Here is an 18,970-nt window from a genome sequence, read left to right as displayed (position 1 = left end):
GAAAGACCATAGATTCTCATGGCGACACTGCTCAAGCAACCGCGGCGCGGCCCCGCGGCGCGGCGATCGCGGCCCGCGGCAAGCAAGAAACGGCCTGTCGCACCCCGGCTCAGCCCTGGCCAGCGCCTCAAGAAGCGTCTGGCCTACGTGATACGGCACCCGCTTGATGCCCTCTGGGGCTGGCTCAGCTCGGTGCGCACAGCTATTTTTTTGATTGTCAGCATCATCATCGTCTGCATCCTGGGCATCTACTTCCCGCAGGCGCCGGGCGAAGTCCTCAACGACCCGACAGCCTATCAGGCCTGGCTGCAGCAGAACGCCCTGCCGCAGTACGGCTCGCTGACGCCCATTTACGACTGGCTGCACTTCTTCACCATCTTCTCAAGCTGGTACTTTATGCTCCTCCTAGGCATACTGGCGCTCAGCATTGTTGTCTGCACCCTCAATCGGGCGCCGGCCATCTGGCAAAACTTTGCCCATCCGCTCATCCGACGCAGCGAGCGCTTTTATCAGAATGCCCTGGAGCGAGCCAGTTTCAGCCATCCTGAGGCCGTTGCCTGGACCGGGGCGGCCCTGCGGCGTCGTGGCTACCGCGTCCGCAGCGAAAGCGACACCGTAAGCAACAGCGAAGTCACCTATCTCTACGCCAACAAGAACACCTGGGCCACCCTCTCCACCTTCGTCTTCCACGCCTCGCTCGTGGCCCTCTTACTGGCGGGCATGATCAGCCAATGGCATGGCTTCCCGCTCAACAGCCCGGCGCGGCGCATCCTGCCGGCCCCTATTATCAGCCTCAGCGACGCCCTGGCCGGCTTCAGCTTCGACCAGGCTCTCCCGACCGGCGAGAGCGCCGTCGTCTACCCGCGCGGCACGCCTCACAACATCAGCTTTCGTGTCAACCACTTCACCGCGCGCTTTGATCCGCGGACTGGCCAGCCTGTCGATTACGTCACCGACCTCAGCGTCTACCGTGACGGTGAACTTGTGGCCCATAGCGACCACCTGCGCGTCAACGACCCACTGACCTACGATGGCATCACCTTCCATCAATCCTCACTGGTCGCCTCGGCGGTCGTCACCATTACTGATGCCCAGGGCAACGTCCTCTATCACGATGCCGTCATTCTCGATAGCAGCAGCACTCTCCCCTCGGGTAATGGCGTCGTCGACTATGCGCGGGGCGTCCCTATCGGTGGCACCAACTACACGATGGGCGTCTTCTTCATCCATGCTGAAGGACAGCATCTCTCGCAGATTGCCCATCCTGTGCTGCTCATCGCCATTGGCACACCGGGCACCAGCAACAACGAAGACAAGGCCCTGCTGCGTCTCTCGCCTGGCCAGAGCGGCAAGAGCGTCGACGGTCAGTGGACCATCAAGCTGGATGCCGCCAGCGACGCCACCGTCTTGCTGGTCACGCGCGACGCCGGGGCTCCGCTCATCTGGCCGATTGCCGTCGTCCTGGTGCTCAGCCTATGTATCACCTTCTACTTCCCCCAGCGGCGCATCTGGCTGCGCATCCGCGGCGACCAGGTTGAAATGGCGGCCCTGCGTGAACACTTCATCAACATCCGCACTGATCTCCTGAGCATCGCCCGCGAGGCCCGGGCCTCGGCAGACTGCCAGGAGCGGAGTGAGGGAGTGGCCGAGGCGGCCAGCGCCTCACCTGGCCCTCCAAGCAAGCAGTAAATGAGGGGGCTTGAGGACGGCGTTCGGGGGGGCAGCGGTCATAGAAGCGGCCATTGACAGTGATTCACAATTGATATATCCTAGCGCTAGAAGCACGTCCTTGTCCTGTAGCACAGAGGCAAGAGCAAGCAGCAGGGGTCAAAAGGTTCGTAGCCCTGTCCATCTGCGAGAGGATACTGCAAGCGAGAGGATACTCAAGAAAGGAATAGGCCTATGAAGCTTACTATGAAAGGTGACTACGGACTACGGGCCATGCTTGACATGGCGGCCTACTATGGACAGGGACCGGTTGAAAGTGCGGATATTGCCAGTCGGCAGTATATTCCTGAGCATTACCTTGATCAGATCCTCATGGCGTTGCGCAAGGAGGGGCTGGTCAAGAGCGTGCGCGGTCCCAAAGGTGGGCATATGCTGGCAAGGCCGCCCTCTCAGATTACGATGGCTGAAGTGGTACGAGCCCTGGAAGGCTACGTACCACCGATGAAATGTTTACCTTCGCCTGGTGTTTGTGAGCTGTCACCAGGCTGTGCTTTGCGCGAGGTCTGGCAGAAAATCGACGAGATGACCTGGCAGATTCTGCTCTCGACCACCATCGAGGAGCTGGCGCAGCGCCATCGCACGGGCGCTGCTGCAGAGACCATGTACTATATCTAGTAGCTCTGGCTAGTCCTGGCAAAGCAAGCTGTCGCTCGTGGCAGCGGCAGACTGGTTGGTGGGTAGGAGCCGATTGGTGGCCTGGACTAGAGATGTCCAGCAGCAGGCAAGCGGCAGTTGTCCGTTGGCCTGAAGGGGAAGGGTAGTAAGACGTGGCTGTTCCTGTGCAAAAAGCCAAGAAGACGAAGGTAATCGCTTTAGTAGAGGACGATCCGCGCCTCATCGAGATGGTTCAGGCGGTCATCGCGACCATCAGTTCCTGGCAGCTGCACGTCTTTCCTGATGGGCAGGAAGCCCGTGAGCAATTGCCCGGTATTGGGGCTGATTTGATCCTACTCGATGTAGGTTTGCCCAACCTCGACGGTGTCTCCCTCTACAGGATCTTGCGCGGCCATAGTCAAACCAGACATATTCCAATTATTGTCATCACCGGTAGCTACGAGTGGGAGCTGCATCGCATGGGCTTGCATACGGGTTTGATGCTGCGTAAACCCTTCAGCGTGCAAGAACTCCTCTTTCTCATGCGCGCCCTGCTCGCCGAGGAGCCGGAGCAAGCCGAGCCAGCCCAAGGCTAGATCACACAGGCAGGCAGGTAGGTGAACATGGCGCGCTGGCCCAAGGATGCAACAGAGCTGATCGGTCGTACCCCGCTGGTTGAGCTGAAGCGTTTTGCCGCTTCCTGCGGAGCCAGCGTGCTGGCCAAGCTAGAGATGTTCAGCCCCGGAGGTAGTCTGAAGGATCGTCCAGCCCTCAAGATGGTCTGCGAGGCGGAGACGCAGGGCCTCCTGCGCCCGGGGGGAGTCATCACCGAGCCAACGAGCGGGAATATGGGCATCTCGCTGGCCTGGATCGCCGCCGCCCGTGGCTATCGCTGCATTCTCACCATGCCCGACACTATCAGCCTGGAGCGTCGTCTGCTCCTGCGCCGTCTGGGAGCCCAGGTGATTCTGACCCCGGGCAACCAGGGGATGCGCGGCGCCATCAATAAAGTGATTGAGCTGCGCACCTCGCTCTCAAACTCCTGGTATCCCCAGCAATTTTATAATCAGGCCAACCCTCGCGCTCACCGCGAGGGCACCGCCGTTGAGATCTGGGAAGACACCGGCGGGGCTGTCGATATGGTAGTGATCGGCGTCGGCACTGGTGGAACCCTGACCGGAGTCGCCGAAGGTTTGCGTGCCCGCAAGCCAACGGTGGAGGTGGTAGCAGTCGAGCCTGCGGCCTGTGCCATTCTCTCAGGCGGGCGTCCCGGGCCTCATCGCATTGAGGGCCTTGGGGCCGGCTTCATCCCCGACACCCTGCGTGTCGATCTCATCGATCGCGTCATTCCCGTCAGCGATCACGATGCTGTCGCCACCGCGCGTGCCATCATGGAGCAAGAGGGCCTCTCGGTTGGCATCAGTAGCGGTGCTGTAGCCTGGGCTGCTCTCCAGGAAGCTCGCAAGCAAGAGAACGAGGGCAAAATCATCGTGACTATCTTTCCCAGCGCCGCCGAGCGCTACCTGCACACGATCCTGTTCGACGACCTGCGCGTCTGAGATCACCGCCCTCCGACCTCGTGGTACACCCTGACTGGCCTGTGAGCGGTACTGGTTGGGTATGACACAGAGTGAGTCAGTCTCAGCAAAGCGGATGCAACAAGATCGCTGGCGATCAGCTCTGTCCGCTGCCTGCTCATGAGACCGAAGTCCCCCCTGATTCGTCTTAAATCATAGCGGCTGTGACCAGCCTCCAGGGCAAATGCCAGGGAGTACCAGCGCGACTCAACGTCACTCAACGAACAAGCCGTAGCCGGTCGCGGTGCCTTGCCTTTCTCTTCTCCCAATCCAAGCAAGGCGCGCCGGCCTGGCAGCAGACCTGATGACGCTGGCCAGCCGAGATGTTTTTTGCTGCACATGGGGAGGGATGGTACGCGCGATGTCCACAATCACACAGCACCAAAGCGGGACAGAGGTCCAACGCTTTCATCTGAAGCGCTCCGCCTATGTGCGCAACAGCCTGCTGGCCCTCTTGACAGCGACAGCCTTCCTGCTGACGGCAGTGGGACTGCTAGGAGTGGGACGCTGGCTCTGGGGAAGCTACGGACATGCCTTCACGCCCTATCTGAAGTGGCAGGATGTCCTCCTGGCCCTGCTGGCCTATCTCGTCCTGAGCGCTTTGGCTGGCTGCCTCATGAGTCTGCGCTATCTCTATGCTCTACAAATGGGCTACCGCCGAGAAATGCTGCTCATTGAGGACCAGAGCCTGACAGTGCGCGATCTGTCGCATAAGAATCTGGGCAGTATCTTCTGGATGATTGGCACCACCTTGCTCTGCTTTCTGGCAGTGCTGGGGGGCCTGATCCCGCTAGTCCTGTTGGGTTGGGTGCAGAGCTGGGCTGATCCCGTCCTGGCAACCCTTGGCACTGGTCTGCTCCTGCTGCTTAGCCTGCCCGGGCTGGCGCTGAGTGTCGGCATGCTAGGGCTGCTGGCTTGCATTCTGGTCAGTTGCTGCTCGCTGGGCCGGCAGATGGCGGCGCCGCGGACCTACCGGCTCGATAGCCATACATCACTCTGGATTCATGACTTCATGCTCTCTATTCTCTCACCTGGCGAGCCGGAGTCCCTGCTAGAGCTACAGCTGCTCTCCAGTGCCGACCAGCAGCGCCTGCTGGCCTTGTTGCGCAAACGCTGGATCGACGCCGATCGGCCCTGGAATCCAGCTCTGGGCGAGGAGATCGAGGCGGCCCTCGCCGAGGTCCAGCATCAAAAGCAGCTGGCCCTTTCCGCCTGAGCTTCAGCTCCGCCCGGCCCGAGCGTCCTGGCTCGCCACTCGCTGAGCTGGTGCCTGGATCAGGCGGAGCTTGGGAGCTGGAGGGGGGAGGGGAAAATTGGGGTCGTCAAAAAATTCCCCCTTTGGGGGACTTGACAAAGTCGTCGGTAGGGGATATACTTTCAAATTGCCAATTGACAAGGAGTGACTGGGTGCAACCCTGGCCGGAAAGGGTCGGCACACAGCATGTTTTTTTCTCTGAGTCAGTGTGTAGGGCCGTGCATGTGGGTGATTCAGCAACCAACTGAACGACGACGAAGACGACAACGCAATTCCGAGTAACCGCTTGTGGGAGCACGAAGCGGTTACTTTTCTTGTCATGCAATGCTCCCGGCACAGGAATTATCAGCAACCGTAAACAACAGCAGCAATCATCGATTTCACGATCCTCCGGAGAGGTGCGCCGAGGCGCCTCTCGGGACAACTTTCCCTTCACGACAGCAGACGCAGATGTGACCTGGCGGGCAGATAGGCCCTCCCTGGTAACTGCCTTTCCCATTGTAGCCTGACGAACCAACAGCAGCAACCGCCTGGCTTGCTTTGGTCTGTCTGCATGGGCAAGACAGGAAGCTGGGCTACGTAAGGAGAGGCCGTCTGTCGCGCAAGGAAGGTTTTCCTCCGTGAAGCTCTAGTGAGAGGAGAATATCACACATGACAGTGAGCAGCAAGGCCGTGGCGCTCCCGGAGCGTGTTTCTTTCGCGCGTATTCCGGATATACGGCCAATGCCGGGCCTGATCCAGATCCAGCTCGACTCCTTTGAATGGTTCAAGCGAGAAGGTCTGCGCGAAGTTTTTGAAGAGATCTCTCCTATTGAAGATTTCACTGGCAAAAATCTCAGTCTGGAGTTTATTGTCCCGCCCGAGCCATTTGGCAAGCCCAAGTACAGCGAGGATGAGTGTCGCGACCGCGATGCCACCTATGCCGCCCCGCTGACGGTCAAGGCGCGCCTGATCAATAAGGAGACGGGCGAGGTCATCGAGAAAGATATCTTCATGGGGGACTTCCCCCTGATGACCAAGCAGGGCACCTTTATTATCAATGGCGTCGAGCGCGTCGTGGTCAGCCAGCTTGTGCGCTCGCCGGGGGTCTACTTTACCGCTGAAGAGGATGCCAGTACCGGGCGCAAGCTCTTCGCCGCCAAGTTGATCCCGAATCGCGGTGCCTGGCTGGAGTTTGAAACAAGCAATAAGAATCTCCTCTCCGTCAAAATTGATCGCAAGCGCAAGCTGCCTGTCACTACCCTGCTGCGCGCTGTCGCCAGCATTGCCCGCGAGCAGTGGCATACCGAAGACGTTGATCTGACGACGGATCAGGGCATGATTCAGGCCTTCAGCGAGGCTGATGACGATCCCAACGTGCGCTATATCCAGACGACGCTGGATCGTGATCCGGTCAAGCGTGAGGAGGAGGCCCTGCTCGAACTCTACAAGAAGCTGCGCCCTGGCGATCCTGCCACCCTCGATAATGCGCGTTCGCTGGTGCGCAACCTCTTCTTCAATCCGCGACGCTATGACCTGGGCAATGTGGGCCGCTACAAGCTCAACCGCAAGTTAGAGCTGGCCGTGCCGCAGCATATCCGTGTCTTGACGCTGGACGATCTGGTGCATATTATCCGTCGCCTGATCCGTCTCAACAACGGTCACGGGCGTAAGGATGACATCGACCATCTGGGCAATCGCCGCGTGCGCTGCGTCGGCGAGCTGATTCAGTCGCAGTTCCGCGTTGGTCTCTTACGCATGGAGCGTGTCGTCAAGGAGCGTATGAGCATCCAGGAGCCAGGCCAGGCTACGCCCAACGCTCTGATCAACATCCGCCCGGTGGTGGCGGCCATGCGCGAGTTCTTCAGTGGCAGCCAGCTCTCGCAGTTTATGGAGCAGACCAATGCTCTGGCGGAGATTGGCCACAAGCGCCGCCTCTCGGCCCTGGGTCCTGGTGGCCTCTCGCGCGAGCGCGCCGGGCTGGATGTGCGCGACGTCCATCGCTCGCACTACGGGCGCATCTGTCCCATCGAGACGCCGGAAGGTCCCAACATCGGCCTGATCGGCTACCTGGCCACCTACGGACAGGTCAATCCCTACGGCTTCATCGAGACCCCCTATCGCAAGGTCTACCGCCGTCTGCGGGCCAATGACCCGCGCCTGATCGGGCGGGAGTTCCGCGGCGTGGTGGGGCGAGAACGAGAGAATGTGGTCGACGAGGACGGCCAGGTGCTGGTCAAAGCCCATGAGCGTGTGCGCGTCGATGAGGATCTCTTCTTGAAGCTGTCGAAGATGCTTGGCGACGCCTGGGTCCATGTCCGGGCCTTCGTCACCGACGAGGTCCAGTATCTGACCGCCGACGACGAGGAGAATTACAAGATCGCCCAGGTGAACGCCCCGTTGTTGGAGAACGGTGAGTTCGCCGAAGAGCGCACGCTGGCTCGCTACCAGGGCGAGTTTATCATGGACAGCACGGACAACATGGACTTCATGGACGTCTCGCCGCGTCAGGCGGTGAGCGTGGCGACCGCGTTGATCCCCTTCCTGGAGCACGACGACGTCAACCGCGCGCTGATGGGCGCCAACATGCAGCGTCAGGCGGTGCCTTTGCTGCGACCGCAGGCGCCGGTCTGTGGCACCGGCATCGAGCGTCAGGTGGCCATTGACTCGGGTCAGGTGCTTGTCAGCGAGGTCGATGGCGAGGTCGTCAAATCGACGGCGCGTGTCATCGAGATCATGGATTATCAGGGCGAGATCCATACCTATCGCCTGCGCAAGTTCATGCGCTCCAACGCTGGCACGTGCATCAACCAGCGGCCTATCGTGCGCAAGCACGACCGCGTGCGCGCCGGTCAGGTGATCGCCGATAGCTCCTCGACCCAGGATGGCGAGCTGGCCCTCGGGCAGAATATTCTGGTGGCCTTTATGAGCTGGGAGGGCGGCAACTTCGAGGACGCCATTCTGATCAGCGAGCGCATTGTCCGCGAGGATCTCTTCACCTCGATCCATATCGAGAAGTACGAGGTTGATGCGCGCGACACCAAGCTTGGCCCCGAAGAGATTACTCGCGATATCCCGAACGTTGGCGAGGAGGGCCTGCGCAACCTGGACGAGCGTGGCATCATCTACGTCGGCGCTGAGGTCGGACCGCAGGATATCCTGGTCGGCAAGATCACGCCCAAGGGCGAGACCGAGTTGACCGCGGAGGAGAAGCTGCTGCGCGCCATCTTCGGTGAGAAGGCGCGTGAGGTCAAGGATACCTCGCTGCGCGTCCCTCATGGCGAGCGCGGCAAGGTCGTCGAGGTTAAGGTCTTCTCGCGTGAGAACGGCGATGAGCTACCCCCCGGAGTCAACCAGCTGGTGCGCGTCAGCATTGCTCAGAAGCGCAAGATCGGCGCTGGCGACAAGATGGCTGGACGCCACGGTAACAAGGGCGTCATCTCGCGCGTCCTGCCCATTGAAGATATGCCATTCCTGCCCGACGGTACTCCGGTCGATATTATTCTCAACCCGCTGGGCGTGCCACACCGCATGAACCTTGGGCAGATCCTGGAGACCCATCTGGGCTGGGCCGCCACAGCCTTGGGCATCAAGATCGCGACGCCCGTCTTCGATGGTGCCAGCGAGGCCGATGTCTCTGAACTGCTGCGCCGTGCCAACCTACCGGAGAGCGGCAAGATCCAGCTCTTCGACGGACGCACTGGCGAGCCGTTCGATCAGCCGATCACCGTGGGCTACACGTACATGCTCAAGCTAGCCCATCTGGTCGAAGACAAGGTCCATGCCCGCTCGACTGGCCCCTACAGCCTGATCACGCAGCAGCCGCTGGGCGGTAAGGCGCAGTTCGGTGGCCAGCGCTTCGGAGAAATGGAGGTCTGGGCGCTCGAAGCCTACGGCGCGGCCTATATTCTGCAGGAGATCCTCACCGTCAAGTCGGATGACGTAGTGGGGCGTGTCAAGACCTACGAGGCCATCGTCAAGGGCGAAAACATCATCGAGCCGGGCGTACCCGAATCCTTCAAGGTCCTGGTCAAGGAACTGCAGAGCCTGGGGATCAACGTAGACGTTCTCAGCGAGGACGATCAGAAGATCCAGTTCGTTGAGGACAGCTCGAACGACGTCATGCCCGAGCTAGGCATTAATCTGTCCGGTTTCGAGGGAGATCAGTAAGGGAACCGGAGAAGGTGCCCGTGCCATCAATCAACCGGCACGGCGAGCGGTCGCAGTACTCCCTCCGGTTCCCCTGCCGTCTTGGGCTGTGCCGTTGTCGGCTCGCTCTCTGGCCGGCAAGCCTGAACCAGCATATTCAGTGCTGCTTGCCAGTTGGCTGGTGCCTGCCTGTCATCAGCGCCCACGTCCAGGTCAGACAAGGCAGGTTCCATTCCAGGCCAGAGAGCTGGCTGAGTCAACTACCGGGGTGAAGTGAGTGAGATGAGCGGAGTAACCAGAGCGGCAGAAGACGGACGGAGCAGCCCGCACTAAGGCAAGGCCGGCAAAATAGTGGTAGGAGAAGAGACAACAAGAGCGCGTCGAGGAGATGGCCGGGGCCTTCCCCTTTCCCATCAGGAGGCAGCATGCTCGAAGTCAACGATTTCAACGCAATTCGTATCAGTCTCGCCAGTCCCGAGCAGATTCGCAGCTGGAGCTACGGCGAGGTCACGAAACCGGAGACCATCAATTACCGCACTCTCAGGCCAGAGAAGGACGGTCTCTTCTGTGAGCGTATCTTCGGCCCCACCAAGGACTGGGAGTGCTATTGTGGCAAATACAAGCGCGTCCGTTTCAAGGGCATCGTCTGCGATAAATGTGGCGTCGAGGTCGCGCGCTCAAAGGTGCGCCGCGAGCGCATGGGCCATATCGAGCTGGCTTCGCCGGTCAGCCATATCTGGTACTTTAAGGGCATTCCCAGCCGCATTGGCCTCTTGCTCGATCTGTCGCCGCGCAACCTGGAGCGCATCCTCTACTTTGCGCTCTACGTGGTCACCCACATCGACGAAGAAGCGCGCCAGAAGGCCCTGATGGAGCTGGATCGCGAGCTAGCCAATCTTCAGCAGACGACCGAGGAAGAGGTTGTCGAGCGCGTCGACAGTCTCAAAGAGCAGCGCGACAGCGAGATTCAGGACGAGCGCGCCCGCCTGGCGGCCCGCATCCGCCAGATTCAAGAGGAGCGCGAGCGTGATCTAGAACGGGCTCGCCAGGCCGAGAGCGAGACCCTGGCTGAGCTGCGCACCCAGCGTGGCAAGCCGGCGGAAGACGATATCGTCTACGAGCCGACCGGTCAGATCATCGTCTCGCGTGGCGAGGTCGTCACCCTCAAGCATATCGAGCTGCTGGAGCAAGTAGCCGAGACCTGCCGCAACGATATTGCTGAGCAGGCCCGCCATGCCCTGGAGGCCGTACGCGCCGAGAGCGAGCGCGAGGCCGAGCGCCTCAACCTTGACTACCAGGGCCAGATCGACCTCTTGCAGTCGCAGCTCGAATCGCAGCGCACCGACCGCCGCCATCGCCTGGAGCAGCTGCGCCGCGACCTGGTCAACCTCAAAAAGATGGACCTGCTCCAGGAGAATCGCTATCGCGAGCTGAAGGAGGCCTTCGGCAGCGTCTTCCGCGCCGGCATGGGTGCCGAGGCTGTGCGCGAACTAATCGCCGATATTGATCTCGACAAACTGGCGATGGAGCTGCGTCAGGAAATCAGCTCGACCATTGGCCAGCGGCGCAAGAAGGCCACCAAGCGCCTCAAGGTCGTAGAAGCCTTCCGCAAGTCGGGCAACCGTCCCGAGTGGATGATCCTGACGGTGCTGCCAGTGCTGCCGCCCGAGCTGCGTCCAATGGTCCAGCTTGACGGCGGGCGCTTCGCCACCTCGGACCTCAACGACCTCTATCGCCGCGTCATCAACCGCAACAATCGTCTCAAGAGGCTGCTGGAGCTGAGCGCGCCGGAGATCATCATTCGCAACGAAAAGCGCATGCTGCAGGAGGCCTGCGATGCCCTCATCGACAACGGGCGCCGCGGTCGAGCGGTCGCTGGCTCGGGTAACCACAAGCTCAAGAGCCTCTCTGACATGCTCAAGGGGAAGCAGGGCCGTTTCCGTCAGAACCTGCTCGGTAAGCGCGTCGACTACTCTGGCCGCTCGGTGATCGTTGTCGGCCCTGAGCTGAAGCTGCACCAGTGTGGCCTGCCCAAGCGCATGGCGCTCGAGCTATTCAAGCCCTTCGTCATGCGCAAGCTCGTCGAGCGTGGAGATGCGCACAACATCAAGAGCGCCAAGCGTTTCGTCGAGCGTGTCCGGCCCGAAGTCTGGGATGTTCTAGAGGAAGTCATCAAGGACCATCCCGTCCTGCTCAACCGTGCGCCGACCCTGCACCGTTTGGGCTTGCAAGCCTTCGAGGCCGTGCTCGTCGAAGGCAGCGCCATCCAATTGCATCCGCTGGTCTGCTCGGCCTTCAACGCCGACTTCGATGGTGACCAGATGGCCGTCCACGTCCCGCTGTCCGAGAAAGCCCAGGACGAAGCGCGGCAGTACATGATGTCCACGCGCAACCTGCTGCTGCCAGCCACTGGCGAGCCATCCATTGGGGCCACCGGTGACATGGTTCTTGGCTGCTTCTACCTGACGCAGGATCGTCCGGGCAAGAAGGGCGAGGGGCGCGTCTTCACCGACCCGACCGAGGCCCTGCTGGCCTACCATCACGGCGTCATCGACCTGCAGGCTCTCATCAAAGTGCGCATGGATGGTGTGCAAATCTTCGATGAGCCGCCGCCGGCGGGGCCGACCATGTATGCGCAGCGCCAGCTCATTACCACCACCGTCGGGCGCATCATCTTCAACGAATCGCTGCCCGAGCGCATGCGCTTCAAGAACTACCCGATGAGGAAGGATGACCTGCGCGCGCTGATCTCCGAGTGCTACAAGGAGTATGGGCGCGTCAAGACCTGCGAGCTGGCGGACGAGATCAAGCGTCTCGGCTTCTCCTACGCCACCAAGGCTGGCGCTACCATTGCCGTCAGTGACATCAAGGTACCGGAAGGCAAAGCCGAGGAGCTGGCCAAAGCCGACGCCAAGATCGCCGCTTTGGATGAGCAGTACCGTGAGGGTCTCATCACCGACTTCGAGAAATACCAGCAGACCATCGACATCTGGAACGAAGTCACCGAGAACATCACCAAGATGGTCGAGCAGACGCTAGACCCCTACGGTGCCATCTTCACCATCGCCAAGTCTGGCGCCACCAAGGCCCGCTTCCAGCAGATCCGTCAGCTCTCCGGTATGCGTGGTCTGATGGCCAGCCCATCCGGTAAGATCATCGACGTGCCCATTCGGGGCAACTTCCGCGAAGGGCTGAGCGTGCTCGAGTACTTTATCAGCAGCCACGGAGCGCGCAAAGGACTGGCCGACACCGCACTGCGTACCGCCGAGTCGGGCTATCTGACGCGGCGCCTGATCGACGTGGCCCAGGACGTCATCGTCACCGAAGAGGATTGTCAGACCACCGAAGGCATCCTCATCACCGATGAGGACAGCAAGGAGATGATGCTGCCCGACATCCGCCAGCGCATCACCGGGCGCATCCTGCTGGAGCCCATCCCTGGCTTCGAGCACCTCATCGAGGTCGGCGACGAAATCACCGAGGACATTGCCGATGCCCTGGTGGCGGCGGGCGTCAAGCAGGTGCGCGTCCGCTCCGTGCTAGGCTGCCAGACCCGCCGCGGCGTCTGCCGCAAGTGCTATGGCCGCGACCTGGCGGAGAACAGCCTGGTGCGCCTGGGCCAGGCCGTTGGCATCATCGCCGCCCAGTCCATCGGCGAGCCGGGCACGCAGCTGACCATGCGTACCTTCCACACTGGCGGTATCGCTGGTGCCCAGGGCGACATCACCCAGGGTCTACCGCGCATCGAAGAGCTGTTCGAGGCGCGCGTCCCCAAAGATAAGGCGGAGATCAGTGAGATCGATGGCGTCGTCGAGATCATCAAAGACGAAAACACGGGCAGCCGCACCGTGCGCGTCGTCTCGACCAACACCATCTTCGACGAGTACCGCCTGCCGCCGGGGGCCGAGATCCTCGTCAGCGAGCACGAGCGGGTCCAGAAGGATCAGCTGCTGGCCCTGGAGCCGCCGCAGAACGGCAGCGAGCCGCGCGAAGTGCGTGCCCGTACCAGCGGCGAAGTCCTCTTCAACGCGAACGGGGTGCTGACCATCCGCTCCGAGGAGCGCGACGAGCGCAGCTATCCGGTACCAGCGGCCCGCAGCCTGGCCGTCGCTCAGGGGCAGTACATCAAAGCCGGGACGCCCATCACCAGCGGCCATCTCGACCCGCAGGATGTCCTGCGCATCCTCGGGCGCGAAGCGGTCCAGATGTACCTTGTCAAAGAGGTCCAGCGCATCTACCGCAACACCGGTGTGCGCATCAACGATAAGCACATCGAGATCATCATCCGGCAGATGTTGCGCCGCGTGCGCGTCGAGGAACCAGGCGATACCGACATGCTGCCCAACGACCTGATCGACCGCTTCGCCTTTGCTGAGACCAACGCGCGCGTCCTGGCCGAGGGCGGCGAGCCGGCCCGCGCCCAGACCGTCCTCCTGGGCGTCACCAAGGCCTCGCTCAACACCGACAGCTTCCTGGCAGCAGCCTCGTTCCAGGAGACCACGCGCGTCCTGACCGAGGCGGCCATTCAGGGCCAGACCGATCACCTGGTGGGTCTCAAGGAGAACGTCATCATCGGCAAGCTCATTCCGGCTGGCTCCGGCTTCTTGCAGCGACGCCGCGAACAGCTAGCGCGCCAGCAACAGGTCCAGCAACGCCTGACGGGCGCGCCCAGCGTGGCCGGCGTGGGGGCTGGCCTGGGTGGAAGCTCTGGCAGCAACGGCCACAGCAGCGGTACCCCCGGCATGGCTCTTGACAGCCTGAGTGATGAGTGATACCATATACAACCGCGCATAGATTGAGAAGGGGCGCGCATCAGCGCGCCCCTTTAGAGGACAGTTAGGGGAGGATTGCTCGTTGCCAACGATCAATCAGCTGGTCCGAAAGGGCCGTTCCAAGAAGGTCAGACGCTCGAAGGCTCCAGCGCTGTTGTATTCCTACAACGCGCTGAAGAACCGTGTCATGCGCATGCAGGGCGCGCCGCAGAAGCGCGGCGTGTGTACGCAGATCCGTACCATGACGCCCAAGAAGCCCAACTCAGCCATGCGCAAGATCGCGCGCGTGCGCTTGAGTAACTTGATGGAGGTCACGGCCTATATCCCCGGCGAGGGCCATAACCTCCAGGAGCACTCGGTGGTCTTGATCCGCGGTGGGCGCGTTAAGGATCTGCCCAGTGTGCGCTACCATATCATCCGCGGTACGCTCGATAGCGATGGAGTTGCTAAGCGTCGCCGCGGTCGCTCAAAGTATGGAGCCAAACGGCCCAAGCCTGGGCAGGCGGCGGCCACTTCAGCCGCCAGGGGTGGTAAGAAGTAGCGCGTGGGCGGCTGCTGAAGCGCAGAAGCATGCCAGAAGCATAGCCATCCGACCCGCCACATTCCCCGCTTCCCTGCCCGATACCGCCTGAGAGCGTTCAGGTAGGTCGGTTTACAGGTCGTGCATCACTTTCGATCACACACATCGGCGTTCTTCACGGTCGATGCGTGTCGAGTGTCCTCCACGTCTGTCCCTCTGCCAGGCAGGCAACAAAAAAATGTGCGCTCGCTCTGGCGTGTCACGTGGAAAGAGACGCTCGTTTGTTTGTCTGCTCGCTCGCCTGCGCCACGCACTCGCGTCGCCGCAGGAGAAGCGGGCCAGCGCGAAGACGGCGATGCCGTGGTCGCCGTCGTGTGACTGATCACTGACTGGCTTGACTGGCTGGCTACCACTCCTGGCCTGGTTTCATCTCTCAAGCCAGCCAACAAGGCAAACATGCAAGGCAATCCTCGCTGCAGCCTGTGGTGAAGTGAAGGTTGGAAAAGAAAACTGCTAGCGCCTAACCCCGGGCGGGTCGGCGGATGGGGCTGGGCCAGAGCGTCGAGTCGAACAGTACAATACCTGCACGAAGACGCGCAAGCGCATGGAGAGGCAGAGCGCACCGGTGGCTCCAGTCCGTTGCGTTGCTTGCCTGCCTCTGCCCTGGCAAGTGGAGCCGCTGGAGCTGGAAGGGAAAAGCGAGAGGCGCTCTCTCTGCAGCACCGGGCTAGCTAGCTCGCCTTGCGCTGACGTCTGGCCAGCCGCGGTGGCGAGCGAGGATGAAAACGCTTACCGTACCCTGCAAGAGCGCTGGCTGACGAGAGCGAGCGAACAAGAGAGCGGTAGAGAGGTCTAAGCGGACCACTCGTCTGGCTGGTACCAGGGAGGAGAGCAACGGAAGAGCAGAGCGGCCAGCGAGGAAAACAAGCGACGTTCGTGGCAGCAGATCTGCGGCCCTACCTGAACAGGTGGAAAAGGACCTGCGCCGCGCTCAGTTGATTGAGGTCGGGATGAGGCGATGCCGTGAGCGCGTGAGGTGGCCAGCGATCTGGTGCGGCGACCGTCGTTGCTGATGCTGTAGGCGTTCGTATCCGATTGTAGCTTCCGTTCTCATCGACGAGCAGCAGAAGCAGAAGCGCATTCCTCTAACGCGATAGGTGGGTGCCCTACCTCCGGGATGGCGGCCTCGGCAGCCTCCCAGAAGCTCGCGTTGACCCTTCTGTCCGCTGCGACCAGCAGGTCTGGCGAGAGGGAGCGCGGCCAGGTAGGACAACCAGTATTGTTTGTTGTAGACCCAGGTGTCAGCTACAATCGAAGCGACGCCTTTTCTGGTGCTTTGCACAAGGCAGGTATCATACGTACGTACGTAGCGTAGCGTAGATGCTCGTCTGCGCGCGTAAGCGGACTGCGGCCACGCTTGTCGGCCCAGGCCGGCAGCAGGAGCGGCGGCGAGCATGTGTGTTGACCGCGAAGCGAAAGGGAGGAAAAGAGACCTTGCCAAGACGCAAACGTGTTAGCCGTCGGTCAGAGTCGGACAAGCATAGCAAGGAAACCAAGAAGTACGAGTATCGGCGTGGAGTGCGCCGGCTCGAAGTTGTGGACCCCAAGTATCAGAACCGCAACGTCGCGAGCTTCATCGGGAAGCTGATGGTCGATGGCAAGAAGAGCCTGGCCGAGCGCATCCTCTATCAGGCTTTCGCCGTAATCGAGCAGCGACAGAAGCGTCCAGCCCTGGAGGTCTTCGAGCAGGCCATCAGAAACGCCACGCCGACGGTCGAGGTCAAGCCCCGCCGTGTCGGAGGCTCGACCTATCAGGTGCCCGTCGATGTTCGCAAAGAGCGCGGCCTCTCCCTCGCCATGCGCTGGCTCATCCGCTCTGCTCGCGCTCGCACCGGCAAGAGCATGGTGGAGAAGCTGGCCAACGAGATCATGGACGCTGCCTCTGGACAGGGTGCGACCATCAAGAAACGGGAGGAAACCCACAGGATGGCAGAGTCCAACAAGGCTTTCATCCATTATCGCTGGTAATACTTAATCATGTCTAGAGAATACTCACTCGAAAGAACGCGGAATATCGGTATCATCGCCCATATTGACGCGGGAAAAACGACAACGACCGAGCGCATCCTCTTCTACACAAAGAAGATTCACCGCATGGGTGAGGTGCACGAAGGGGCTGCGACGATGGACTGGATGGTACAGGAGCAGGAGCGCGGGATCACTATCACCGCTGCGGCTACTACCTGCTTCTGGCTCGACCATCGCATCAACATCATCGATACGCCTGGTCACGTCGACTTTACTGCCGAGGTCGAGCGCTCGCTGCGCGTCCTCGATGGGGGCATTGTGATCTTCGACGCTGTCGCCGGCGTCGAGCCTCAGTCTGAGACCGTCTGGCGCCAGGCCAACAAGTACAATGTCCCGCGCATCTGCTTTGTCAACAAGATGGATCGCGTCGGAGCTGATTTCTGGCGCACCGTTCAGATGATCCGTGACCGTCTGGGGGCCAACCCTCTTCCGATCCAACTGCCGATCGGGGCGGAGAGCGACTTCAAGGGCTTCATCGATCTTATCGAGCAGCATGCTGTCATTTTCCTCGACGAGTTGGGCACGCGGCCCGAGCCGACTCCCATTCCTGCCGGTCTGGAAGAAGAGGCAAAGCGTCATCGGGATGCGCTCATTGAGCGTGTCGCCGAGACCGACGAGGAGTTGACCCTGAAATATCTTGAGGGCGAGGAGATTACCAAGGACGAGATCCGGGCTGCCCTCCGCAAAGCAACAATTGCCGGCACTCTGGTGCCGGTACTTTGTGGTTCCTCCCTGCGCAATAAGGGTGTTCAAGCTTTGCTGGATGCGGTGGTTGCCTACCTTCCTTCCCCTCTCGATATTCCTCCTCCCGTCGGCGTTAATCCCGATACTGGTGAACAGGTCACGCTAACGGTTGCCGACGATGCCCCGTTCAGCGCCCTGGCTTTCAAGATCGTCTCCGATCCCTTCGTGGGCCGCCTGGCCTATCTGCGCGTCTATTCCGGTACGCTGACCAAAGGCTCATCGGTCGAAAATACGGCCAAGGGCAAGGCAGAGCGCATCGGTCGCTTGCTGCGCATGCATGCCAACCATCGCGAAGATATCGACGAGATCCGCGCCGGCGATATTTGTGCTGCCGTCGGGCTGCGCAATACCTTCACCGGCGACACCCTCTGCGATCCGCAGCACCCGGTGATCCTGGAATCGATCTCCTTCCCGGAGCCGGTGATCGAGATTGCCATCGAGCCGAAGACGCGCGGGGATCAGGATAAGATGACGATCGCCCTCAGTAAGCTCGCTGAGGAAGATCCCACCTTCCAGGTGCGCACCGATCCCGAAAGTGGTCAGACGATTATCCGCGGCATGGGTGAGCTGCATCTGGAGGTGATCGTCGACCGCCTCTTCCGCGAGTTTAAGGTTGAGGCCAATATCGGACGCCCCCAGGTGGCCTATCGCGAAACCATCACACGCGAAGCGACCGCCCAGGGTCGCTATGTCCGCCAGACCGGTGGGCGCGGCCAGTACGGCGATGTCTGGATTCGCGTCGAACCCAATGCCGGCAAGGGCTTCGAGTTTGTCAACGCCATTGTCGGTGGCGTCATCCCCAAGGAGTATATCAAGCCGGTCGAGATCGGTATCCGGGAGACGCTGGAGAATGGCATTATCGCCGGCTACCCCATGATCGATGTCAAGGTCACGCTCTTCGACGGCTCCTATCATGAGGTCGATTCGAGTGAGATGGCCTTTAAGACCGCCGGGTCTCTGGCCATTAAAGAGGCGACGCGCAAGGCCGGCCCCATCTTGCTGGAACCGGTGATGCTGGTCGAGGTAACCACTTCCGAGGAGTTCTATGGCGATATCATCGGGGATCTCAACCGTCGCCGTGGCGTAATCCTCGGCATGGAGAGCCGTGGCTCCGTCTATGTGGTGCGAGCCCATGTCCCGCTGGCCGAGATGTTCGGCTACGTCAATGATCTGCGCTCCTTGACCAGTGGGCGCGCCAGCTATTCGATGCAGTTTGACCACTACGAGCCAGTGCCGCGCAATATCGCGGACGACATTATCGCTAAGGCGGCTGCCAGCTAGGAAGAGAGCGTACTTGCTACTGGCAGCGCCTCCCTTCCCGTTGTGGGATGGGCGTGCCTGAAGGTCCGGCGCCCTCTCCTGGCAGCTATGCCGGGGAGAAGAAAGAACCGCGTCCGCGCCGCGCCTCTCACGCCGCTGATTGGGCGGGACGGTCCCGCCCCTCAAGAAGAGCGGGTTGCTGGCTGACCCGGCTCTCACTCACCAGCCCTGGAGCCGATGCCAGGGGACGGCCTCCCAGGGCGCTGTTCTGAGCGAGCGCTGTGTCCAGGCCGCAGATGGAGCC

10 protein-coding genes are annotated in these 18,970 nt (G+C 61.1%); all 10 read left to right on the top strand.

Features of this window, described 5'->3' with window-relative positions; translation table 11 throughout:
* Positions 1–18: 18 nt before the first annotated feature.
* The 10 genes from N688_RS18610 (at position 19) to fusA (ending at position 18,687) form a co-directional block, all read left to right on the top strand.
* A complete protein-coding gene (locus N688_RS18610; RefSeq protein ID WP_052890682.1) occupies positions 19–1,689 on the top strand; it encodes a cytochrome c biogenesis ResB family protein in 1,671 nt (556 codons plus the stop codon).
* Positions 1,690–1,902: 213 nt separating this feature from the next.
* Positions 1,903–2,343, top strand: a complete 441-nt coding sequence (locus N688_RS18605) for an RrF2 family transcriptional regulator (RefSeq protein ID WP_052890681.1) — start codon at positions 1,903–1,905, stop codon at positions 2,341–2,343.
* A 152-nt stretch (positions 2,344–2,495) separates the two neighbouring features.
* Entirely contained in the window at positions 2,496–2,918 is a 423-nt protein-coding gene (locus N688_RS18600) for a response regulator transcription factor (RefSeq protein WP_052890680.1), read from the top strand.
* A 27-nt stretch (positions 2,919–2,945) separates the two neighbouring features.
* Positions 2,946–3,881 (top strand): cysteine synthase A, encoded by a 936-nt coding sequence (gene cysK, locus N688_RS18595; RefSeq protein ID WP_052890679.1) that lies wholly within the window; start codon positions 2,946–2,948, stop codon positions 3,879–3,881.
* Positions 3,882–4,260: 379 nt separating this feature from the next.
* Complete coding sequence (locus tag N688_RS18590; RefSeq protein ID WP_052890678.1) at positions 4,261–5,115, top strand: hypothetical protein; 855 nt, start codon at positions 4,261–4,263, stop codon at positions 5,113–5,115.
* Positions 5,116–5,805: 690 nt separating this feature from the next.
* Positions 5,806–9,303, top strand: coding sequence for a DNA-directed RNA polymerase subunit beta (rpoB, locus tag N688_RS18585; protein WP_052890677.1), 3,498 nt, complete (start codon positions 5,806–5,808; stop codon positions 9,301–9,303).
* A gap of 404 nt (positions 9,304–9,707) precedes the next feature.
* Complete coding sequence (gene rpoC, locus N688_RS18580) at positions 9,708–14,054, top strand: DNA-directed RNA polymerase subunit beta' (protein ID WP_052890676.1); 4,347 nt, start codon at positions 9,708–9,710, stop codon at positions 14,052–14,054.
* Between the two features lie 82 nt (positions 14,055–14,136).
* The gene (gene rpsL / locus N688_RS18575) at positions 14,137–14,595 is read left to right on the top strand and encodes a 30S ribosomal protein S12 (RefSeq protein ID WP_052890675.1); all 459 of its coding nucleotides are present in this window, start codon (positions 14,137–14,139) and stop codon (positions 14,593–14,595) included.
* A 1,557-nt stretch (positions 14,596–16,152) separates the two neighbouring features.
* Positions 16,153–16,602 carry a 30S ribosomal protein S7 gene (gene rpsG, locus N688_RS18565; protein ID WP_052890673.1) on the top strand — a complete coding sequence of 150 codons (450 nt, stop codon included), beginning with the start codon at positions 16,153–16,155 and terminating at the stop codon, positions 16,600–16,602.
* Between the two features lie 9 nt (positions 16,603–16,611).
* A complete protein-coding gene (gene fusA, locus N688_RS18560; RefSeq protein WP_052890672.1) occupies positions 16,612–18,687 on the top strand; it encodes an elongation factor G in 2,076 nt (691 codons plus the stop codon).
* The last annotated feature ends 283 nt before the right edge of the window (positions 18,688–18,970 follow it).

It is taken from the genome of Thermogemmatispora carboxidivorans (genome assembly GCF_000702505.1).
GTDB classification, from domain to species: Bacteria; Chloroflexota; Ktedonobacteria; order Ktedonobacterales; family Ktedonobacteraceae; genus Thermogemmatispora; species Thermogemmatispora carboxidivorans.
This window is presented reverse-complemented; position numbering and strand designations above follow the sequence as displayed.